Origin of the sequence: Psychrobacter sp. Ps3, assembly GCF_022129275.1 — a bacterium.
In the GTDB taxonomy this organism is placed as follows: domain Bacteria; phylum Pseudomonadota; class Gammaproteobacteria; order Pseudomonadales; family Moraxellaceae; genus Psychrobacter; species Psychrobacter submarinus.
Window position 1 is genome coordinate 38,099 of sequence record NZ_JADQAL010000003.1, and the last position, 20,876, is coordinate 58,974.

The following is a 20,876-nucleotide window of genomic DNA, read 5'->3' on the forward strand; positions in this document are numbered from 1 at the left end:
AAGTGATGGATATTATTGGTTATTTATTCTATAGTTTATAATAAAACTGGCATAAGTTATTTTTTAGATTTTGATGGTGGTGTTCGCTGAACGCCGTACTTTTTGTTTGTTAGTATATTTGAATATTATGGCGCTCTCCTTTTTTTCTCGCTCAAACTCCAGCTCTTATGCCAAAACCGGTAGTGATGGCGTGTTGTCCCTACCTTCAGCTCGCGCTATTTTGATAGCTAGCGTGGGCTGCATGATGGTGCTAAGTTTGCTGATGGTTGCTTCTGCTTCTATACCCTTTGCGCTCAGTCGTGGGATGACAGAGCTCTATTTTTTCAACAACCAACTGCTCTATATGTGCATTGGCTTATTTTTGGCGTTCTTACCTTATAAGTTTGTACCACTTAAGATGTTGTACCAGACGGGTACGCAGTTCTTTTTATTGATGGTGACAGCGCTATTATTAGTCATCACGTTATTTGGTACGCCAATTAATGGCTCCAAGCGTTGGCTGAGTTTAGGAGGTTTTAATTTTCAGGTGGCTGAGCTTGCCAAGCTAGTTGTTATTGTCTTTGTCGCTGACTTTGTGGTGCGCCGCTCGTTTGAGGTGCGTAATGGTTGGGATGGTTTTCTGCGTATATCACTAGTGATTGGCCTGCTGACTTTTTTACTGTTATTGCAGCCAGACTTTGGCTCACTAGTAGTCATCGTCGGGACGGTATTTGCGATATTTTATATAGCCGGCGCGCCCTATAAGCAGTTTATAGCGTTAGGGGCGGTGGTGAGTGTACTTGGGGTATTGGCAGTAACTTTGGTTCAATATCGATTGACGCGAGCTTTGTCGTTCTTAGATCCTTTCGATGATATCCAAGATACTGATTATCAGCTGGCGCGCAGTTTGATCGCCTTTGGCCGTGGTCAGTTTACCGGAGTCGGTTACGGTGAGAGCGTACAGAAGCTTTCGCACTTACCAGAAGCGCATACCGACTTCTTATTGGCAATTACTGGCGAGGAGTTAGGGTTTGTTGGCGTGACTTTGATACTGCTGCTCGAAGCCTTGATCATCGGTAGCGCTATGCGCATTAGTTATAACGCGCTCAAACGTCGGCAGATGCGCATGAGTTATACCGCTTTTGGTATCGGTATTATCTTTATTGCTCAGACGATTATTAATGCCGCGATGAATATGGGGGCAATGCCGACCAAAGGACTAACTATGCCTTTCTTTAGCTATGGCGGCTCCTCGATGCTGATTAGCTTAGTGATGGTCGCGCTGCTGCTTAAAATATATAAAGAGAGCCCTGAGATCGAAAAGAGCCAATGTCGTCATTATTAGCAGCTAGCGCTTAAAGAGTAGCCAATTGCTGTTTGTTTTGTAGTGGGGTATTGTCCCATTGGTCAATAGCTTGTTTTAGCATACGCTCTGGCGTGTCCAAATCAACGGGCTGTTGTTGCAATAATTTGAGAGCTTGCGCGATAAGTGCGCTTGGATCACGTGTATCGATAGGCTGAGCTAGGTTTTGTTTAGAGAGTTTTTGTCCATTGGTATGGCAGATCAGGGGCAAATGATACCAGTAGCTAACAGTCGGCAAGCCTGCCATTTGTAATAAGCTGATTTGCGCGGTAGTCATTGGCAAAATATCTAGACCGCGCATGATGTGAGTGATACCTTGTAAGCCATCATCGATACTCGCGGCCAAAATATAATTAATCATGCCATCTTGCCGACGGACCACCATATCGCCCAAAGTCTGTTGCGGATTATCCCACTGCATCCCTTGAATACCATCCATAAAACCAATGGCATAATCTGGAAGCTGCAAGCGTAGCTTATGCTCCTTTTTATCTAAGACATCATTAATACAGCAGCGCGGATAACGTTGCTGGTTGGGGGATGAACCACTAACCTTTTTTCTATTATCCCAATATCTGGCTAAGCTTTTACGTGAGCATTGGCAGCCATAAGTTAAAGGGGCTAGCACCGTCTGTAAGTAGTCGTTATAGATGTCGATGCGCTCAGATTGATGAATAATATCACCATCCCAGTATAGACCAAGCGTTTCTAGGTCTATTAATATCTGTTCGGTGAACTGCCGATCACAGCGCTCAGTATCCGTATCTTCTATGCGCAGTAGCCATTTTCCGCCCAAGGATTTGATATGACAGTAGCTGGCTAGCGCTGTCGTCAAAGAGCCTAAATGTAACTCACCAGTAGGAGAGGGGGCAAAACGACCTATGGGCAGATCTGTTGTATCAGGCCTTGATGATAAAGAAGGATGAGTAACCGTTGTCAAAATAAAGCACTACCAAAGTGAGAGAAGGGCTATAGCATAACTAAACTGACGGATAAAATATATTGATTTTCAGTAGCGTACTATTAGAGGCAAATGACAGGTAGAGACAAATGACGGGCAAAATAAAGCGAGCGACTCTATCAAGAGCGCTCGCTTTGAGAAGGTATAGATATCAGTAAGGGAGTATTATTGACCCTGGTTTTGACGCTCTTTCATCTCCGATAAGGTTTTGCAATCGATACATTGCGTCGCGGTTGGACGCGCTTCTAGACGACGCAAGCCGATCTCCACTCCGCAAGTCTCACAAAAGCCATAGTCGTCATTTTCAATCTCAGCCATCGACTTATCGATCTTGCGAATCAGTTTACGCTCACGGTCACGAGTACGCAGTGCTAAGGCGAACTCTTCTTCTTGAGTCGCTCTGTCGTTGATGTCTGGCATGGCGCTCGACTCGTCTTGGATATAAGTCTTAGTACGGTCAGCCTCACCGATTAGCTGGTTTTTCCAGTCCAGTAAGATTGCTTTAAAATGTTCAAGCTGCGCATCAGACATATATTCTTCGTCTTTGGCAGGAACATAAGGGGTAAATTTTACCTCAGCTGGAGACGTCGTTGAAGTGCTCATAAGGGTATCCTATTTTTCCAAATTAATTCAACAAAACGATGTTGCAAAAGACAAGACTTCAAAAGCTCTCTATCGCCCTGCGACTTGTCCTTTTTAGAACGTTTCACCACGGGGTACGCCAATCATAGGATAGATAAACCTAACATCAATGTGATGCCATACGTTATCAATCGCTAATATTAACCTAATAATGATAACTTCCTTTATCATTATTATACTAACCAACGTCCACTGTCACTATTATTCATTATGCCACTAAAAACTGGCTACCAAGTATCTAGTCTTTTGACCCAGCTTGCAAGATTGCCATTGTTGGCTAATTGCAACCAGCGATAGCCGGCATGTGCTTGTTTGTCATAGCTAAAGTCATCCTCATAAGGCATAAACTGATAGCAAGTCGATGGTGTCGAGTAGACTGTGACCCCGTTACGATGACGGACTTGCTCTTGATGCGTATGACCACTGACAATGACCTTTAAGTGCGCATAAGGGGCTAGACGCTGCCAAAAATAATCGGCGTTTTCTATCATGTGTGCATCTATCCACTCAGAGTACATCGGCATCACATGATGATGTACAGCTAATAAGGCCGGCTTATCACAAGTCGCAAGCTGCGCGCACAGCCAGTCCATATCCGCCTCAGTCACCGCACCTCTAATTTGGCCAGGGATAGATGAGTCTAGCAGTAACAGCTGCCAAGCGTCTGTTTCAATCACATGCCGGCTCAGTAGCCGCGGATCCATAGCACAAGCGGTCAGCTTACGTTGCTCAAAGGGCAGGTCGTGACTCGACTCGTCGGTGACATCATGATTACCTGCAATACAAGCAAAAGGTATCTGCGTGCTATGAAGTACCTCAAAAATATGATCGTAAGTCACGCTATCAACCTTACTGACTAAGTCGCCGGTGACGAGTATCAAATCACAGCGAATATCTTCAGCAAGCGCTTGAGCAAGATTGGCTTCAAAGTAATGTCGACAGTTGGGTTTTTCATCGCTATGGTCTTCAGCGTTATCTGTACTAGCGGGTGATAATAAATGCATATCGGTAATTTGCAGAACATTTAACTGCCCATCTGGAGCATGAACTCGGTAAGTAGGGTAGCTCAGCATGAGTAAGGTCTCTTAGGCCATAGTAGACGATAATCCTAAACGCTCTGATAACCTTAATACTTCCTAGTCGTCTATCAGTCATTTAACGATTAGCTATCTGCCTGTTTATAGCACAGTTTTTGGTAGCAACCAACTACTTAGTAAAAGAAAGTCGATAAAAGCTAAGTGCGCTTATTAATAGTAGCCGCTCGTAGCCTAATTTTTATTGGCGATTAGTTACGTTCAATTTAGCGAATAGTTTTGAGAATAAGAGCGCAATAAAAAACAAAATAGCGAGCACTAAAACAATCGACAGACCGGTTTGTATATCCATCCAAACACTGCCCCACACTCCTAAAGTCACTCCGAATTGGGCGATGATGAGGGCAGATATGACCATCTGCTTCGGCGATGTCGTCCATAATCTAGCGCTCAATGCAGGTAGTACTAAAAGCCCGCTTATCAGTAGGCTACCGACTGCTTGTAAGGCAATCGCACAAAACCCTGCCAGTATTCCCATAAAAAACAAGCGCTGGCGAGCCGGATTAACGCCTTGAATGCGAGCTAAGGCTTCATGAGTGGCAAGTTTGATTTGCGCTGGCCAAATGTATATCAGTAAGGCTAGGCCTATTAGTACGCTCGCTGCTAATATTGGCAAGTCCGCCCAATCTAGCTCTAATAAATTACCGAATAAAAACCCTAAGACGTTGGCTTGTTGGTTAGTTAATTGAGTGAGCGTCAGTAAACCTAAGCATAATAAAGTGACGGCAACTACGGCTAACACCGCATCCATTGGCAAACGCTCATCGTCAATGACCACTAAGCCGAGCACTACCAGCACGCTGACGATACCAACGCCCGCCCCCATGGGTAGCTGCCAAAGCACCGCAAGCCCCACGCCCAAGAGCGTACCGTGCGCTAAGGCATCGGCAAAAAAAGCCATACGCCGCCATAACACAAGGCAGCCTAATGGCGCTGAGAGCAGCGCAAGAATACTGCCGGCAATCCAAGCCGGAGCGATAATGGCCAACCAAGCAGTCATAACTGATATCCGTTAAATAGGCGCTAAAAGGGTTTCAAGATAAAGGGGTACTCATATGACGAGCGCTTAAGGCGCTACATCGCTAGGGGCATGATGCTCACAAGCGTGATGCTGGTGCACATAAGGCTGCTCGTAATGATGGCCAAAGAGCTTTTGAAACTCGCTGGTGATAGCAAGCTCGCTCGGTTGTCCTTCACAGCAAATATGCTTATTGAGACAAATAACGCGCCGGCTACCTTTCATTACCCAATGCAGGTCATGTGATACGACAAGCATGGCGCAGCGCAAAAACTCCGGCAGCTCATCAATGAACTGATAGAGCCAAACCTCAGTATCAGGATCAAGCCCCTGCATCGGCTCATCTAAGATTAGTAAGTTCGGCTTATCTAGTAAAGCGCGCGCTAGTAGCACGCGCTGCGTCTCACCACCAGATAAATGACCCATCTGCCGTGAAAGCAGGTGATTTAGCGACAACTTATCAAAAATAAACTGCCGCTGCTCTGGCTGTAGTCGGCGTTTATCCGCCTGCGCTAGTAAGTCTTTGACTCGTAGCGGTAAAATAGGCGGCACCGCAAAACGCTGCGGCACATAGCCAAGCTGTAGGGGCTGATGCGCTTTTATAGTACCTTCGCTGGCGGTTATCAGACCTAAGATAAGCTTAACTAACGTCGATTTGCCTGCGCCATTAGGTCCGATCAGACTCACCGTTTCATTAACCGCGATATCGATGCTGATATGCGACAGCAAGCGCTGTCTATCAATATCGTAGCTGACATTGTTTAGGCTTAGCAGCTTAGCACTACTATTTTGCTTAGTCGGTAAGGGGGTTGCGCTCATAGCGGACCTATGGGTTAAAAATGGCTTTGTGGCTTTGTGGCTTTATGCTTGATGTAAACCCTTAATGTACACAACATCATAAGAGTTAAAAGTTAAAGCGATGATAAAAGCTACTGACAAGCTTGGCAGCGGCCGCTTAGTTCGATGACGCTATGATTGACCAAAAACCCTACATCTTGTTCGGCAAAGCTCATCATCTCTTGCACCGGTAAGCTGCTACATTCTTGCACTCGCTGACACTGCTCACAGATCAAGAATGCCGCGGCGTGCTCAGCGCGAGGATGACAGCAAGGCACATAAGCGTTGATTGAGGTGAGCTGATGAATCAGACCCTCACCTAATAAAAATTCTAAGCTCCGATAAACCGTAGGCGGTGCGACGTTTTTATTCCGATGCTCATGGTCGTTATCTTGCAGACGAGCTTGCTGCAACTGGGTAATCAAATCATAAGCACCAACGGGCCGCTCGGCCTGCAATATCAGCTCATAGATCTGTTGACGCAGTGGGGTGAATCGCGCACCGCGAAGGCGGCATTGCTCTATAGCAGCAGTTAGACGCGCATGCACCTCATTAGCAGTGAACTGCTGAACATCATGCAGATGATGACTAGCTAATGAACAATGGCTCATAACCGCTCCTAAAATAATCGTGCACTTTTTATTGTTATAGTATAACATAATGCAATTAGAAATCGATACTTTAATGACAGCTGTCAATAACAATGGGCTAAAGTGGCATGATAAAAACCATGAATAAAAAAATACTATCCCCGAAGTCTTGGCTCACAAATCTACTAGCAGGTTTACTATTAGCAGGTTTGTTTACCACGAGTGCGCAAGCGGCTGATACCGTAAGCGTCAGTAATTATCCTTTGTTTTTGCTCAGTGAAGCGGTGACAAAAGGTGCACCCTCCGCTAAAAAGCTACTTAACCCGGGTGAAGTAGGGCATCACGGCAGCATTAGCCCAAAAGATATCAAAACGGTTCAAGACAGCACCTTTGTGGTTTGGTTTGGCGCGCCACTAGAGAACAACTTGGCTTCAACTTTAGATAGTGCGCCTAATGCCATATCCTTATTCGCCTTCGATGCTTTTAAGCGTTACCCAATGCGCGATGTCGCAGGTGAGCCACTAGCCGATACCTTAGATACTCATATTTGGCTCGACCCAGAAAACGCCAAAGCCATTACCCGGGCGTTGGCCGTCATTCATAGTCATGCCGATCCAAAGAATAAAACACTCTACCAAGCCAATGCACAGAAATTTGCGCAGCGAATGGATAGGGCAGTGGCTAGTCAGAAGCGTAGTGGCCAACCCGTTAGCGCTTATTGGGCGTATCACGATGCTTATCAGTATCTTGAACCAAGTCTGAATTTGCAGCTGGCTGGTAGCTTAACAGCCGATCATCATCTAGCGCCAAAAGCCAGCCAGATACGCCAGCTGAGTGAGCGGCGTCCAAATAAACGCATGTGCTTAGTGACGCAAAGTAAGCCTGCTAAAGGGCTTATTACCAAGCTGCAACCAGTTAAAACCACTATGCAGTTAGAAGATATGAGCGCCAGCGACGACTTTGTGACCGGCTGGAGTCAGATGGCGCAGCAGATAGCGAAGTGTATAGACTAGTCTTTTGCGATTAGACTGCAAGCTGGGCTCCGGCTAAACACTTGATAGTAGCGGTATTTTCCTTGCGAAAGCTAACTTGAGTCCTTATAATACTCGCGCTTGATGAGTTGAATTAGTGAGACACTGACCTTTATCTCACACTTTAGGATAGCTGATGACCCAACCTGCCAAACGCAGTCAAAAAGATCAAATAAAGGTCTATCTGAAACGGCAAACTTGGGCGCTACTACTAGTGATCATCGCCGCTTGGCTTATAGATCGCGTTTGGTTCGGTGGCGAGCTAGTCGTCGCAAAAAGTGCGGCTATCGGCGGGGCACTTAGTTTTGTCACGCAAATGGTGTTTGCCACTTTTACGTTTAGTCATAGTGGCTATCGTGCGCGCGATCATATCGTTAAGCAATTTTTTCGCGGTCAAGCGCTCAAATGGCTACTGACTGTCTTTGGCTTTGCATTTATTTTTATCATGATGAAGCCTTTATCTGTATTGTCTTTATTTGCAGGTTTTATCATGATGAAAATCAGCCATGTCTTAATGCTTGGCCGAATAAAATAACCTCTTGAAAGTAAGCTATTTTCTTATAGCGACAAACGAATAGCTCTTGATTTTTTATAATCGCTTTACGCCTAATTTGGGCTAAAGGCAACCCATTAACATAATATCTTACAATTTAATTATCGACTTGAAGCCATATGGGCGAGGATGTCACCTTCTACCTTAGCGTTACAGTTGATAAAAAACCAATAATTGACTTTACACGAATACAACGTTGCATTAATATACACAGCTAATTGTTTTGCTTAAGCATAATTTTTTGAGCAATACGCTTGCCAAATGGATAGGCAAATTAGCATATAAAAAGTTTATATGCGTATATATATAAAGGGCTAGTAGTGATTACTTTTAGGCCCTTTTTTGGTAGCTAAAATTTATGCAAAGCTAACAAAAAGCATTCGTGCTAATCGCACAGGTTAGATTGGGATGGCTGTATTTGAGTATGGGAGCGCTTATTGTTAAGCGTGTATTTGCGCGCTATCGTATTAATGCAATTTACGGTAGATGAGCGCAGTAAAGAGTAATCCTAATCACTCACGTATCAGATGACAGCCATGTTTTGGTAGCTGAGTAAATCGTTGATTAATGAGAAGCTGACACTATGGCAGGCGAACAAACAACAACAGAATATATCTCTCACCACTTAACAAACTGGACGTACGGCTATTTGCCGGGCGAAGGTTGGAAAGTTGCCTACACTGCTGAAGAAGCAACTGCTATGGGCTTTAACGCTATCCACCTTGATTCTATGTTGTGGTCAATAGGTTTGGGCATAGTATTTTGTGCTATCTTTTGGATGGTTGCCAGAAAGGTAACCTCAGGAGTACCTAGCAAAACGCAAGCCGCTGTCGAGATGATCGTTGAATTCGTTGATAATAACGTTCGCGATTCATATAGCGGCACCTCAAAGCTGATTGCACCTTTAGCACTAACTATCTTCGTCTGGATCTTTTTGATGAACTTGATGGATTTGCTGCCGGTCGACTTTATTCCAGCGCTTGCCGGTCAAATCGGTGCTGCTATGGGTCATGATCCCCATCATGTCTTCTTCAAAATCGTTCCAACAACCGATCCTAATATCACCCTTGGCATGTCGTTTGCTGTCTTTGCGTTGATTATTTTTTATAGTATTAAAGAAAAAGGGGTTGGTGGCTTTGTCGGAGAGCTGACGCTGCATCCGTTTAGCGCAAAAAACCCTGTCTTACAAATTATTTTAATCCCGGTAAACTTTATCTTAGAGTTTGTAACGCTGATAGCGAAACCTATCTCTTTAGGGTTACGACTATTTGGTAACATGTACGCCGGCGAGTTGATTTTCATTCTGATCGCGCTAATGCCTTTTTGGATTCAATGGGCGTTGTCAGTACCGTGGGCTATCTTCCACATCTTAATTATTACCCTTCAAGCGTTCGTATTCATGATGCTGACGATAGTTTATTTGTCACTAGCATCATCAACTGAACATTAATTAGACATTCAATAGGTAAATGAGGATACATCAATGGATCCAGTATTAGGTGGTTACACAGTTATCGCAGTAGCGCTACTTATCGGTTTAGGCGCACTTGGCACAGGTATTGGTTTTGCGATCTTAGGTGGCAAATTCTTGGAAGGCGTTGCCCGTCAGCCAGAGCTTGGTTCACAATTGCAAACCCGTATGTTCATCGTAGCAGGTCTACTTGATGCGATCCCAATGATCGGTGTCGGTATCGCTATGCTATTGTTGTTCGCTAACCCTCTAGCAGGTTAATCAGAAAGCTCAGTTGTAAATGTTTGACCGTCTTAAGTTGTCTATCTTTTTTGAGGTTACAACCTATAAGTTATACAGAGTCGGACGGTCAGACAGGATCAATGAAACTGATTTTTCATTAACAAAGAGGTGATCACGTGAACATCAATTTTACCATCGTCGGTCAAGCCATTGCTTTTGCAATATTTGTGGTTTTTTGCATGAAATTCGTGTGGCCACCACTTATCGGCGCAATCAATGAGCGTCAGCGTAAAATCGCTGATGGTCTAAATGCCGCTGAAAAAGCAAAAGCTGACTTGGCTACGGCAGAGCAAGATGTCCAGCAAGAGCTTGAACTGGCTAAGACTAAAGCTGCAGCCTTAATTGAGCAGGCGAATAAGAGCGCTAATCAACTGGTCGAAGATGCAAAATCACAAGCGCAAGCCGAAGGTGAGCGTATTCGTCAGCAAGCTCAAGCGTCAATTGATCAAGAGATCAATCAAGCGCGCGAGTCACTGCGCACGCAAGTTGCAGAGCTTTCTGTCCTTGGTGCAGAAAAGATTTTGCAAGATAGAGTCGATGAGCAAAAACATGCTAGCATGTTAGACCAACTGGCGGCGAAGCTGTAACTGTGAGGATATAATGGCTGATTTATCAACCTTAGCACGACCCTACGCAAGAGCCGCGTTTGACTATGCCAATGAGAACGGGGCCGTAAACGAGTGGGAAGATTTCTTGTTTGTCGCAAGCAACGTTGTCAATGACAAAGCGTTTCGTAATTGGCTAGAAAACCCAGCCATCACGGCTGAGCATAAGTCAGCTGCTTTGGTTGATCTTTATGACTCACAAGTGGCTGGTGATGACGATTCTGCTTTTAAGCAACTACTAGTCGAGAGCAAAGGCTCTCGCTATGGTAATAGTATTAGCTATCCTAAAGTGTCACCAGCGCTAAACAACTTCGTAGAGCAATTGGCGCAGCAAGAGCGTCTAGCCCTACTTCCTGAAGTTTATCAGCACTATCGTAGCCATAAAGCGAGTAGCTTGAAACAGCTTGATGCTTATGTCACGACCGCTTATCCATTGACTGCCGCGCAGCGCGAAACGATTCAAACGCGCCTAGCTGCATCGCTCAATGCGACTGTGGTGATTCACGAAACGGTTGATCCTAGTCTATTGGCAGGCGCTACCATAAAAGTCGGTGACAAAATCATTGATGATTCGATGCGCGGCAAGTTACAACAGTTAAAAACACAGCTAACTGCCTAATGCCAGTATAAGCGTAGCGCTACTATGTTAGTAAGGAGTAGCGGCTACGTGATAGTAAGAGCATTCAAGTCAGTGGGCGGGTTATCATAAATTAAAGGAAACAAGGCAATGCAACAACTGAATCCAGCGGAAATCAGTAATCTGATTAAGCAGCGTATTCAAGACCTTGATGCAGGTGCAACTGCAAAGAATGAAGGCACGATTGTCAAAGTATCTGACGGTATTGTGCAAATTCATGGTCTTGAAGATGCCATGTACGGCGAAATGATTGAGTTTGAAGGCGAAATCTACGGAATGGCGCTTAACTTAGAGCGTGATTCTGTTGGCGCAGTCGTACTCGGTGACTATCTGCAATTGCAAGAAGGCCAAAAAGCTTATTGCACGGGTCGCATTCTTGAAGTACCAGTAGGTCCTGAATTATTAGGCCGTGTTGTTGATGCTTTAGGCAACCCTATTGACGGCAAAGGTCCTATCGATGCCAAAATGACAGATAAAGTCGAAAAGATCGCTCCAGGCGTTATCGACCGTCAATCAGTAGACCAGCCTGTTATGACCGGTTATAAAGCCGTTGATACCATGATTCCAATCGGTCGTGGCCAGCGTGAGCTTATCATTGGTGACCGTCAGACGGGTAAAACCGCTATGGCTATCGATGCGATCATCGCACAGAAATCTTCTGGCATTAAGTGTGTCTACGTGGCTATCGGTCAAAAACGCTCTACTATCGCTAACGTCGTACGTAAGCTTGAGCAAACCGGCGCTCTAGAATATACCACTGTTGTTGTTGCTTCTGCTTCTGAGCCGGCAGCGCTACAGTACATCGCACCGTACTCAGGCTGTACAATGGGCGAGTACTTCCGTGACCGCGGCGAAGATGCGCTGATTGTATTTGATGACTTATCAAAGCAAGCCGTCGCTTATCGTCAAATCTCACTACTACTACGTCGTCCGCCAGGCCGTGAAGCGTATCCTGGTGACGTATTCTATCTACATTCACGTCTACTTGAGCGTGCATCACGCGTCAACGCGGACTATGTAGAGAACTTCACAAACGGTGAAGTCAAAGGTAAAACGGGTTCATTAACCGCACTACCTATTATCGAAACACAAGCCGGTGACGTATCTGCATTCGTACCGACTAACGTGATTTCAATCACTGATGGTCAGATCTTCTTAGAATCAAGCCTATTTAACTCAGGTATCCGTCCTGCAGTCAACGCTGGTATCTCGGTATCGCGTGTTGGTGGTTCTGCTCAGACTAAGATCATCAAAAAGCTCTCAGGTGGTATCCGTACTGCACTAGCACAGTACCGTGAATTGGCTGCCTTTGCTCAGTTTGCATCTGACCTTGATGATGCGACTCGTGAACAGCTTGACCATGGTGAGCGTGTTACAGAGCTGATGAAGCAAAAGCAATATCAGCCGATGTCTATCGCTGAACAGGCCGCAGTTATTTATGCCTCAAACGAAGGCTTCTTATCTGATGTACCGGTAGAGAAAATCGGTTCTTTTGAAGAAAGCTACTTACGTTATATGCATGACGAACAGAGCGAGCTTATGAACGAGATTAATGAGACTGCAAATTACAATGATGATATTGCTTCTCGTTTGAAGTCAGCTGTTGAGACTTTTAAACAAAATCACAGTTATTAATTTAATGGGTTAAGCCGATTTGGTTTTAGCTTATCGTATACCAAGTGGCGCGTTGTCTGAGTAGATAGTTGCGCCACTGCTTTAACCCTTATCGGTATTAGATTGCGTTATGCTCGCATATAACCCTTATTTTTAAGTGTTAATTCTCTATCATATGCGGCATGCGCCACTGCTTTTTAACCCTCTTATATTGGAATCATTATGGCAAGCTTAAAAGAGATACGTGCCAAAGTCACCAGTATTAAAAGTACCCAGAAGATTACTCGCGCTATGCAAATGGTTGCAGCGAGTAAGATGCGCCGTGCCCAAGAGCGCATGGAAGTGGGTCGCCCGTATGCTGATAGTATGCGCCGGGTTATCTCGCATTTGGTACATGCCTCATCAGATTATAAACACCCTTATATGGTAGCGCGTCCGGTTGATAAAGTGGGCTATATTGTTATCACTTCGGATCGTGGCCTAGCGGGTGGCTTGAACATTAATTTGTTCAAAGCTTTATCCACAAGTATTCAAGACTATCAAAATCAGTCTGTACAAGCCGAATTTGCGGTTATCGGTGCCAAAGGTGTCAGCTTCTTCAAGAATTTTGGCGGAAAAGTGACCTCTGCGGTGACGGATTATGGCGATAAGCCGACTTTCGAGCAGGTAAATTCACCCGTACAAGCGATGCTTGATGATTATGCTAACGGCAAGCTTGATCGCATTTATGTGGTCTATAACAAATTCGTTAATGCCATGACGCAAAAGCCAACGGTTAACCAGTTAGTGCCTTTGCCTGAAGGGTCATTTGATAGTGATTCTAGCGGTATGCAGACTGAGCTTAGTTGGGATTATATCTACGAGCCTGATGTCAAAACTTTGATTGATGAATTACTTGGACGCTATATTGAATCGATCGTTTATCAAGCGGTCATGGAAAATATTGCCTCTGAACAGTCGTCACGTATGGTTGCTATGAAAGCGGCAACTGATAACGCTGGTGACCTAATTAACGATTTACAGTTGGTTTATAACAAGCTGCGTCAAGCGGCGATTACCCGAGAAATCTCGGAAATCGTTGGCGGTGCTGCTGCTGTTTCATAATTGACTACAACCATATATAGAAGTTCAAGGAGAACGCAATGAGTAGCGGTCGTATTGTACAGATTATTGGCGCGGTTCTTGACGTCGAGTTCAACCGTAACGAAGTTCCTCAGATTTTTGATGCCCTGCAAGTTGATGGCACCGAAACCACTCTAGAAGTACAGCAACAGTTAGGTGATGGCATCGTGCGTACGATTGCTATGGGCTCAACTGAAGGTCTAAAGCGTAACCTACCAGTGACTAATACCGGTGCAGCTATTTCTGTACCAGTTGGTACAGGTACGCTTGGCCGTATCATGGATGTTCTTGGTCGTCCTATCGATGAAGAAGGTCCCGTACAAGCTGAAGAAAAGTGGTCTATCCACCGTGATGCACCAAGCTATGCTGAGCAGTCAAACAGCACTGAGCTGCTAGAGACTGGTATTAAAGTTATCGATCTACTTTGCCCGTTTGCAAAAGGTGGTAAAGTTGGTCTGTTCGGTGGTGCCGGTGTTGGTAAAACCGTTAACATGATGGAGCTGATCAACAACATCGCGCTAAAGCATGAAGGTCTATCGGTGTTTGCTGGTGTTGGTGAGCGTACTCGTGAAGGTAACGACTTCTATCACGAAATGCAAGAAGCGGGCGTTGTCAACACTGAAGACTTTAGCAAATCTAAAGTTGCGATGGTATACGGTCAGATGAATGAGCCACCGGGTAACCGTTTGCGTGTTGCACTATCTGGTCTAACTATGGCTGAGTACTTCCGTGATACTAAAGATCCTGCCACTGGCAAAGGTCGTGACGTACTCTTGTTTGTTGATAACATCTATCGTTATACACTAGCAGGTACTGAAGTATCAGCACTGTTAGGCCGTATGCCATCAGCAGTTGGTTATCAGCCAACACTCGCTGAAGAGATGGGCTTACTACAAGAGCGTATTACCTCAACTCAGTCAGGTTCTATTACTTCAGTTCAAGCCGTTTATGTACCAGCCGATGACTTGACGGATCCATCGCCAGCAACGACGTTTGCTCACTTGGATGCGACTGTTGTACTAAGCCGTGATATCGCATCACAAGGTATCTATCCTGCGGTTGATCCACTAGATTCAACCTCACGTCAGCTAGATCCACAAGTTATCGGTGAAGAGCACTATAACGTTGCTCGCGGTGTACAGGAAGTATTGCAGCGCTATAAAGAGCTCAAAGACATCATCGCCATCCTAGGTATGGATGAGCTGTCAGAAGAAGATAAACTGGTCGTTTATCGTGCACGTAAGATTCAGCGTTTCTTATCACAGCCATTCCACGTCGCCGAAGTATTCACCGGCGCGCCTGGTAAATATGTGTCACTACGCGATACTATTGCTAGCTTCAAAGCAATCATCGCAGGCGAATATGATGATCTACCAGAACAAGCATTCTATATGGCTGGCGGTATCGACGAAGTTGTCGCTAAGGCCGAAAAAATGAAATCTACAGCAGCATAAATCGCTAAAGAGTCGTCTGGCGAATAAAGGGTGTTTATCACGTTCATTCGCTAGTCGGCTCGATAGCAAGCCCGCTGTTTTTAAGACTTTTTCATAATAAGGATTTAGGTATGGCAACGTTACAATGCCGCGTCGTAAGCGCCCGTGAAGAGCTATATTCAGGCGAGATCAGTATGCTGATTGCCACTGGTAGCGAAGGCGAGATTGGTGTTCTACCAGGTCACACGCCATTGATTACCTTGCTAAAGCCTGGCTCAATGCGAGTACAAACGCCAGATGGTCAAGAGGAAGTCATCTACGTGTCTGGCGGCGTACTTGAAGTACAGCCGAAGATGGTTACGGTATTAGCCGATACGGCTATGCGTGCGCATAATCTTGATGAAAGTAAAATCATCGAAGCGCGCCGGGAGGCTGAACAGTTACTAGTCAACCAAACAGATACCGTACAGACTAATGCCGCGCTTGCTTCATTAGCAGAATCAGTCGCTCAGCTACAAACGATTCGTAAGTATCAAAACCGCTCATAATCTGTTTTATGCGCTTAATCAGCGTTTAAGTCAGGTTCAAGGTTTCACTAGAAACAGTCCAATTTGGGCTGTTTTTTTTGGTTATAGACCCTAGTAGTCAGGCAGGAATTTCGTTATATTGTTAACATAATAAAAGAGTAGCGGGCCTTGTTTGTCACTATCCGGCATTTATATTAGTTATCCCTAGGTATCGAGCGTAACTACTCATTTATAATTTTCATAAATAGATGACGCCTACTGGTATCCATGTTGTTTGAAAGCTTTATATTTACCTACTTTCGGACGAAAACTAAGATTTTAGACGGGCTTGTTTATAGGTTTTGTTAACGATAATAGGCTATAGTAGGGTAAGCTATAAGTTTAGTAGTATACTAGCTTGCTATGACTGAGCTGCACCTATAAACAAAATATATAAAAGTATTTAGGATAAGTAGAAGCATTGTTAAGACTACTGCTCTCTTAATATTCATTCTCGCTGCAAATTTTCTGTTTTTAATTTAGATGTATTAGAGGATATAACGATGACAACCCCTGAAGATGACAACACCCCGCGAATTTTGATTGTTGAAGATGATGAGCGTCTGGCTATGTTAACCCAAGATTATTTGGTTAAAAACGGCTTAGAAGTCGCTATCGAGACAGATGGCAATCGTGCTATTCGCCGTATTGTCAATGAACAGCCTGACATGGTAGTGCTCGATGTCATGCTGCCAGGTAGTGATGGTTTGACGGTCTGCCGTGAAGTGCGCCCGCATTATCAAAATCCAATTTTGATGTTGACCGCTCGTACTGAAGATATGGATCAAGTACTAGGTCTTGAGATGGGCGCGGATGATTATGTTGCCAAGCCCGCCCAGCCGCGCGTACTATTAGCTCGTATTCGTGCGTTATTGCGCCGCTCAGAAAACGCCCCATCAGAAGATGTACCGCAGCGTTTAGAGTTTGGTGAGCTAGTCATCGATAATGGTGGCCGTTCAGTGAATCTAGGCGAAGAATTGGTTGACTTCACTAGCGCTGAATATGACCTGCTTTGGTTGTTAGCATCTAATGCTGGCCGCATCTTATCTCGTGAAGATATCTTTGAGCGCCTGCGCGGTATTGAGTATGATGGTCAAGATCGCTCTATTGACGTACGTATCTCGCGTATCCGTCCTAAAATTGGTGACGATCCAGAAAACCCAAAACGTATTAAGACTGTCCGTAGTAAAGGCTATTTGTTCGTCAAAGAAGGCAACTAGGGCTATAGGGATTATTTGTAAAGAAACCAGCGCTGTGCTGGTTTTTTTATTTTTTGAATAAAGATCTTAATCAAGTTTTTAATGCAGCAAACTCTAACATATTTACGAGCGTTGCTATAGAATAGCAGCAGCAATTTACTAATAAATCATTTCATGCTTTGGTTACGGCAATTATGTCATTAGTCTCATCTTTAAGACACAGTATCTTTGTTCGTATATACGCTGGGCTCTTGATAGTCTGCTTGTGTGTTGCTCTTTTTGCGCAGTTATTGATGGATACTATCAATCAAGAGCGTATGCAAACCTATCGCGAGAATATGGCGACTGGCGCTTTTTACTTGGTAAGTGAGGGTCTTGCGCATCAGGAGTCGGAAACCCAGCGCGAGTACTGGCTATCTGATGCTAGTAGTTTATTCGGCTCAACGTTTCGTATCGTGCCAATCGAAAATATAGATTTTAGTGCTAGTGAACGACGCCGTTTCGAAAGTGGCGAAACGGTAGTTCGTTATGTCAGCCAACCGGCCTATGCTGATGTCTACCACCGTTTACCTGATGATAAAGTATTGACCGTGCGTGTCTCGCAGGTCACTGAGCAACAAGTACGCGCTATGGCGGTGTTCTTATTAGATAATTTGTCTTATTACGCGACCCTGCCGGAGAAGCGCGCACGCCTAACGGAACTTGAAAAAAAATTTTCTTATCCCTTGACGTTAGACACTATAGATACTTTTGATTTAGATGATGACCAGTTGGCACGCTTGCGCCGTGATGAAGTGGTTATTTTGCTGCAAGATAGCAATAGTAGCCAAGGTAACTCTTCTATCAAGATTGTCATTCCCTCTGAGATCAATGATATGGCCGTTTTAATGGGGCCAATACCATTATTTAACTGGTTTCCACTGAATTTGATTATCAGTATGGTACTGATTAGTATGTTTCTAATCAGCTTAGGCGTCTATGCGCTTATCTTCCCACTTGAGCGCAAATTGCAGCTGATACAAGTGGGGGTGAATGAGGTCAGCGATGGTAATCTCGACATTCAGGTACAAGTGATTGGTCAAGATGAGATTGCGCGCCTCTCTGCTACTTTCAATGCGATGACCTCTCATATTAAGCGCTTGATTGAATCGCAGCGCGAGCTGACACGCGCGGTATCGCACGAACTGCGCACACCTGTTGCCCGTATTCGCTTTGCGGTTGATATGCTGGCCGATACCGACGATGAAGACTCGCGCTTTATGCAGCGCGACTATATCGACGAAGATATCGAAGCTTTGAATGGTTTAATCGATGAGATTTTGACTTATGCCAAACTAGAGGAAGGTTCACCTAAGCTCGACTTAGAGTCAGTCAATCTGAAAGAATTGGTAGAACAAATTGTCCGTGAGACAGAAGCCCTAGGCAAAGATATCAAAATCGTTGGCAATCCTCCTAATAGTAAAGTGACGGCCGTGGCCGATCGGCGCTACTTACACCGGGTGATTCAAAACCTTGCCGGTAACGCGCTGCGTTATGCCGAAGGTACTATCATTATTAGCGCTTGGGTGAAAAAGGGCAATGCATTTGTCAGCGTAGAAGATGATGGGCAGGGTATTCCAGAAGAAGATCGCGAAAAGGTCTTTATTCCTTTTGCTCGCTTAGACGACAGCCGTACCCGAGCTTCAGGCGGTTATGGTTTAGGGCTGTCGATTGTCTCGCGCATTGCTTTTTGGTTCAATGGCAGCATGAGCGTTGATGAAAGCCCAGAGCTTGGCGGCGCTCGTTTTATCATGACTTGGCCTGTCAAACCCCTAACTCAGACGATTGCCGCTGACCAAATCACCCAAGAAAAGAGCGAGCGCAGCTTTGAGAGTTAAGCTTAAACATTTAGCTTATTATATAGTCTCTGTCAGTGCCATGGTCGAATGTTCAACACGCCCTAGACTTATCAGAATTAAATAGTATTATTGCGCTTTATGAATAGGACGAAGATAGAGGAGAGCTTGGATGCCTTACTTGTTTGGCGGCTTGATAATACTCAATGCAGCAGTACTGGTGAGCTATTTGTTTTTTCAACAGCCTAGTACTACCCAGAGCTTACAACAAGCGCAAGATGAGCTGGTGCAGCCTATAGACTTTATCAACAGCTCTGAGCATATCCCGCCCCCTATCGGTACTACAGATTAGCTTTTGGCTTACCTTTTAATCAGCAAATGCTTTTATCTTCTATTCGCCATGTCTCGATAGTATCACTGATAGTGTTGCCGATAGTGTCGCCGGTAGCACTTAGCGATCTGTAGCCGTAGTATCGGCCTTTTCATAGCTCCCCTCTTTATCAGCAGTCTCCGTATTAATAGTTTCTGTATGGTTAGTTTCCTTATTAACAGTCTCTTTATCAGTCGCTGCTGCTTGGTCAACTTCAGCAATCAGCGGTATTTTGACACAGACTTGTAAGCCGCCTTCGGGGTGATTAATCGCCTCTACCGTACCGTGATGTAATCTAGCAATACGGTTCACGATAGCCAGACCTAGACCACTACCTTGTGTGGTACGAGCGGTTTCGCCGCGCTCAAACGGCTGCATGATACGCTCTAACTGATCTTCTGCTACGCCATCACCGCAGTCACGCACACAAATGACCAGCTGCTCTTGCGCCTCACCCATAACTTCGCTCTCGCTAATAACATCGCTCTCAGTTGTCGCTAGCGTCTCTTTAAAGGTAGGCACCACCGTCGCTGATAGAAAAATAGGCGTCTTTCCATAACGATTGGCGTTATTGACTAGATTAATAATCATCCGTTTGATAGATAAAGGACGTACGGGTACTTGCTTATCTAGTTGAGACTCATAAACGAACTCCATAGGCGCAAACTGCACAATAATCTCGTTAAATATCGTATCCAAGTCAGTCAAACGCACCGGTTCATCAGAGCCATCTTTCATAAACGAGATAAACTGCTCCAAAATCGCGTCCATATCTTCTACATCATAAATCAAGCCTTCTCGAAAAAAATCATCCGGCAGCATCTCAGCAGTAAGGCGCATACGGGTCAGCGGCGTGCGCAAGTCATGCGAGATACCTGCGAGCATAATCGTGCGCTCTTTTTGCGCTTGATTAAGCGTAGTGAACAAGCGGTTAAAAGCCAGATTGACTTGCCGAATCTCAGTAGGCCCTACTTGTGTCGGCAGGGTAGTGGCATGACCCAGACGAATATAGTTGGTCGCGGCTCGCTGCAAATGGCGCAAGGGTCGATTCAATTGCCGCGCTATCAAGATAATGGTCAGTAGCGTCAAAATAGGAATGCCGAGTAAGAAAAACCCTAACAGTGTCGGACTGTATTGGGAGTAGTAGATAACCGGCTCACGTATCCAAAAACTCGTGTCGCGGCTATCTTGCACCCATAATTGCGGCGTTGGCTTAAACTTAAAATAAACCTGTACTGGACGACCCAGCTGCGCACCGATTTCACGTTGTAATACATCGGTAAAAAATCCGACAAATCGCTTTTTCTCAACTTGTGGAAAGTCGCTAGGGTTTTCTACTGTGACCACATGTGAATGCTCATAGACCCAGCGCTGCACTTCAGGGTTATTTTGCCAATCCTGTTTGGCACTATTCATCAGTCGTAACTCACTGGTCAAATAGCGAGCGTGGGTCTTTAGCTCAGGCAAATAAAGACTGCGCCAAAAAAACCAAATGGATAAGCTGACGCTGATAACGACCATAAAAGTAATCATAAAAGTGGTCAGCCAGCTGTTCGACCAACTACTAGAGCGTCGTGTCGGAGTGTTCGCGGTACTCATAGCAGAAGAGTGCTCCAAAAGAGGTAGAGAATAATTACCAATATAAGATAAAAGAGTGCTGAGATGAGTATAGTG

21 protein-coding genes are annotated in these 20,876 nt (G+C 44.9%); 14 read left to right on the forward strand and 7 right to left on the reverse strand.

What is annotated here, in order from left to right:
- Positions 1 to 127: 127 nt before the first annotated feature.
- Positions 128 to 1,324 carry a putative lipid II flippase FtsW gene (gene ftsW / locus I3248_RS01530; RefSeq protein ID WP_025646751.1) on the forward strand — a complete coding sequence of 399 codons (1,197 nt, stop codon included), beginning with the start codon at positions 128 to 130 and terminating at the stop codon, positions 1,322 to 1,324.
- A 10-nt stretch (positions 1,325 to 1,334) separates the two neighbouring features.
- Here the strand turns inward: ftsW and gluQRS are convergent, their stop codons facing one another.
- The 6 genes from gluQRS to I3248_RS01560 all read right to left on the reverse strand — a co-directional run bounded on the left by gluQRS (position 1,335) and on the right by I3248_RS01560 (position 6,505).
- Entirely contained in the window at positions 1,335 to 2,285 is a 951-nt protein-coding gene (gene gluQRS / locus I3248_RS01535; protein ID WP_238062350.1) for a tRNA glutamyl-Q(34) synthetase GluQRS, read from the reverse strand.
- 183 nt (positions 2,286 to 2,468) lie between these two features.
- Entirely contained in the window at positions 2,469 to 2,906 is a 438-nt protein-coding gene (gene dksA, locus I3248_RS01540; protein WP_201556748.1) for an RNA polymerase-binding protein DksA, read from the reverse strand.
- Positions 2,907 to 3,172: 266 nt separating this feature from the next.
- On the reverse strand, positions 3,173 to 4,018 hold the full coding sequence (locus I3248_RS01545; RefSeq protein WP_238062289.1) for a metallophosphoesterase: 846 nt from the start codon (positions 4,016 to 4,018) through the stop codon (positions 3,173 to 3,175).
- Between the two features lie 202 nt (positions 4,019 to 4,220).
- Positions 4,221 to 5,039 (reverse strand): metal ABC transporter permease, encoded by an 819-nt coding sequence (locus tag I3248_RS01550; RefSeq protein ID WP_025646747.1) that lies wholly within the window; start codon positions 5,037 to 5,039, stop codon positions 4,221 to 4,223.
- Positions 5,040 to 5,105: 66 nt separating this feature from the next.
- Positions 5,106 to 5,876, reverse strand: a complete 771-nt coding sequence (locus tag I3248_RS01555; RefSeq protein WP_238062290.1) for a metal ABC transporter ATP-binding protein — start codon at positions 5,874 to 5,876, stop codon at positions 5,106 to 5,108.
- Positions 5,877 to 5,986: 110 nt separating this feature from the next.
- Positions 5,987 to 6,505, reverse strand: a complete 519-nt coding sequence (locus I3248_RS01560) for a transcriptional repressor (protein ID WP_238062291.1) — start codon at positions 6,503 to 6,505, stop codon at positions 5,987 to 5,989.
- A 119-nt stretch (positions 6,506 to 6,624) separates the two neighbouring features.
- Between I3248_RS01560 and I3248_RS01565 the strand changes: the two genes are divergently transcribed.
- The 13 genes from I3248_RS01565 to I3248_RS01625 all read left to right on the forward strand — a co-directional run bounded on the left by I3248_RS01565 (position 6,625) and on the right by I3248_RS01625 (position 19,184).
- Positions 6,625 to 7,497, forward strand: a complete 873-nt coding sequence (locus I3248_RS01565; RefSeq protein ID WP_238062292.1) for a metal ABC transporter substrate-binding protein — start codon at positions 6,625 to 6,627, stop codon at positions 7,495 to 7,497.
- 154 nt (positions 7,498 to 7,651) lie between these two features.
- Positions 7,652 to 8,050: an ATP synthase subunit I gene (locus tag I3248_RS01570; protein ID WP_025646743.1), complete on the forward strand. Its 399-nt coding sequence runs from the start codon at positions 7,652 to 7,654 to the stop codon at positions 8,048 to 8,050.
- A 601-nt stretch (positions 8,051 to 8,651) separates the two neighbouring features.
- Positions 8,652 to 9,518 carry a F0F1 ATP synthase subunit A gene (gene atpB / locus I3248_RS01575; protein WP_025646741.1) on the forward strand — a complete coding sequence of 289 codons (867 nt, stop codon included), beginning with the start codon at positions 8,652 to 8,654 and terminating at the stop codon, positions 9,516 to 9,518.
- A 33-nt stretch (positions 9,519 to 9,551) separates the two neighbouring features.
- Positions 9,552 to 9,800: a F0F1 ATP synthase subunit C gene (gene atpE / locus I3248_RS01580; protein WP_010197960.1), complete on the forward strand. Its 249-nt coding sequence runs from the start codon at positions 9,552 to 9,554 to the stop codon at positions 9,798 to 9,800.
- A 137-nt stretch (positions 9,801 to 9,937) separates the two neighbouring features.
- Positions 9,938 to 10,408 carry a F0F1 ATP synthase subunit B gene (locus tag I3248_RS01585; RefSeq protein ID WP_025646740.1) on the forward strand — a complete coding sequence of 157 codons (471 nt, stop codon included), beginning with the start codon at positions 9,938 to 9,940 and terminating at the stop codon, positions 10,406 to 10,408.
- 13 nt (positions 10,409 to 10,421) lie between these two features.
- Complete coding sequence (locus I3248_RS01590; protein WP_238062293.1) at positions 10,422 to 11,045, forward strand: F0F1 ATP synthase subunit delta; 624 nt, start codon at positions 10,422 to 10,424, stop codon at positions 11,043 to 11,045.
- A gap of 108 nt (positions 11,046 to 11,153) precedes the next feature.
- Positions 11,154 to 12,698, forward strand: coding sequence for a F0F1 ATP synthase subunit alpha (gene atpA / locus I3248_RS01595; RefSeq protein ID WP_201604062.1), 1,545 nt, complete (start codon positions 11,154 to 11,156; stop codon positions 12,696 to 12,698).
- 201 nt (positions 12,699 to 12,899) lie between these two features.
- Complete coding sequence (gene atpG / locus I3248_RS01600; RefSeq protein ID WP_025646737.1) at positions 12,900 to 13,781, forward strand: F0F1 ATP synthase subunit gamma; 882 nt, start codon at positions 12,900 to 12,902, stop codon at positions 13,779 to 13,781.
- 38 nt (positions 13,782 to 13,819) lie between these two features.
- Positions 13,820 to 15,253: a F0F1 ATP synthase subunit beta gene (gene atpD, locus I3248_RS01605; protein WP_025646736.1), complete on the forward strand. Its 1,434-nt coding sequence runs from the start codon at positions 13,820 to 13,822 to the stop codon at positions 15,251 to 15,253.
- Positions 15,254 to 15,363: 110 nt separating this feature from the next.
- Positions 15,364 to 15,780 (forward strand): F0F1 ATP synthase subunit epsilon, encoded by a 417-nt coding sequence (locus I3248_RS01610; RefSeq protein ID WP_025646735.1) that lies wholly within the window; start codon positions 15,364 to 15,366, stop codon positions 15,778 to 15,780.
- Between the two features lie 521 nt (positions 15,781 to 16,301).
- Positions 16,302 to 17,018 (forward strand): response regulator, encoded by a 717-nt coding sequence (locus I3248_RS01615; protein WP_025646734.1) that lies wholly within the window; start codon positions 16,302 to 16,304, stop codon positions 17,016 to 17,018.
- A 173-nt stretch (positions 17,019 to 17,191) separates the two neighbouring features.
- Positions 17,192 to 18,874: an ATP-binding protein gene (locus I3248_RS01620; protein ID WP_238062294.1), complete on the forward strand. Its 1,683-nt coding sequence runs from the start codon at positions 17,192 to 17,194 to the stop codon at positions 18,872 to 18,874.
- Between the two features lie 130 nt (positions 18,875 to 19,004).
- The gene (locus I3248_RS01625) at positions 19,005 to 19,184 is read left to right on the forward strand and encodes a hypothetical protein (protein WP_025646732.1); all 180 of its coding nucleotides are present in this window, start codon (positions 19,005 to 19,007) and stop codon (positions 19,182 to 19,184) included.
- A gap of 99 nt (positions 19,185 to 19,283) precedes the next feature.
- On the opposite strand, the gene I3248_RS01630 is transcribed toward I3248_RS01625, so the two are convergent.
- Positions 19,284 to 20,801 carry an ATP-binding protein gene (locus tag I3248_RS01630; RefSeq protein ID WP_238062295.1) on the reverse strand — a complete coding sequence of 506 codons (1,518 nt, stop codon included), beginning with the start codon at positions 20,799 to 20,801 and terminating at the stop codon, positions 19,284 to 19,286.
- Between the last annotated feature and the right edge of the window lie 75 nt (positions 20,802 to 20,876).

Bases quoted from the DNA above. Each gene is read 5' to 3' on its own strand.
- ftsW (WP_025646751.1), top strand. From the start codon at position 128: ATGGCGCTCTCCTTTTTTTCTCGCTCAAACTCCAGCTCTTATGCCAAA.
- dksA (WP_201556748.1), bottom strand. From the start codon at position 2,906: ATGAGCACTTCAACGACGTCTCCAGCTGAGGTAAAATTTACCCCTTAT.
- I3248_RS01545 (WP_238062289.1), bottom strand. From the start codon at position 4,018: ATGCTGAGCTACCCTACTTACCGAGTTCATGCTCCAGATGGGCAGTTA.
- I3248_RS01550 (WP_025646747.1), bottom strand. From the start codon at position 5,039: ATGACTGCTTGGTTGGCCATTATCGCTCCGGCTTGGATTGCCGGCAGT.
- I3248_RS01555 (WP_238062290.1), bottom strand. From the start codon at position 5,876: ATGAGCGCAACCCCCTTACCGACTAAGCAAAATAGTAGTGCTAAGCTG.
- I3248_RS01560 (WP_238062291.1), bottom strand. From the start codon at position 6,505: ATGAGCCATTGTTCATTAGCTAGTCATCATCTGCATGATGTTCAGCAG.
- I3248_RS01565 (WP_238062292.1), top strand. From the start codon at position 6,625: ATGAATAAAAAAATACTATCCCCGAAGTCTTGGCTCACAAATCTACTA.
- I3248_RS01570 (WP_025646743.1), top strand. From the start codon at position 7,652: ATGACCCAACCTGCCAAACGCAGTCAAAAAGATCAAATAAAGGTCTAT.
- atpB (WP_025646741.1), top strand. From the start codon at position 8,652: ATGGCAGGCGAACAAACAACAACAGAATATATCTCTCACCACTTAACA.
- atpE (WP_010197960.1), top strand. From the start codon at position 9,552: ATGGATCCAGTATTAGGTGGTTACACAGTTATCGCAGTAGCGCTACTT.
- I3248_RS01590 (WP_238062293.1), top strand. From the start codon at position 10,422: ATGGCTGATTTATCAACCTTAGCACGACCCTACGCAAGAGCCGCGTTT.
- atpA (WP_201604062.1), top strand. From the start codon at position 11,154: ATGCAACAACTGAATCCAGCGGAAATCAGTAATCTGATTAAGCAGCGT.
- atpG (WP_025646737.1), top strand. From the start codon at position 12,900: ATGGCAAGCTTAAAAGAGATACGTGCCAAAGTCACCAGTATTAAAAGT.
- atpD (WP_025646736.1), top strand. From the start codon at position 13,820: ATGAGTAGCGGTCGTATTGTACAGATTATTGGCGCGGTTCTTGACGTC.
- I3248_RS01610 (WP_025646735.1), top strand. From the start codon at position 15,364: ATGGCAACGTTACAATGCCGCGTCGTAAGCGCCCGTGAAGAGCTATAT.
- I3248_RS01615 (WP_025646734.1), top strand. From the start codon at position 16,302: ATGACAACCCCTGAAGATGACAACACCCCGCGAATTTTGATTGTTGAA.
- I3248_RS01620 (WP_238062294.1), top strand. From the start codon at position 17,192: ATGTCATTAGTCTCATCTTTAAGACACAGTATCTTTGTTCGTATATAC.
- I3248_RS01625 (WP_025646732.1), top strand. From the start codon at position 19,005: ATGCCTTACTTGTTTGGCGGCTTGATAATACTCAATGCAGCAGTACTG.
- I3248_RS01630 (WP_238062295.1), bottom strand. From the start codon at position 20,801: ATGAGTACCGCGAACACTCCGACACGACGCTCTAGTAGTTGGTCGAAC.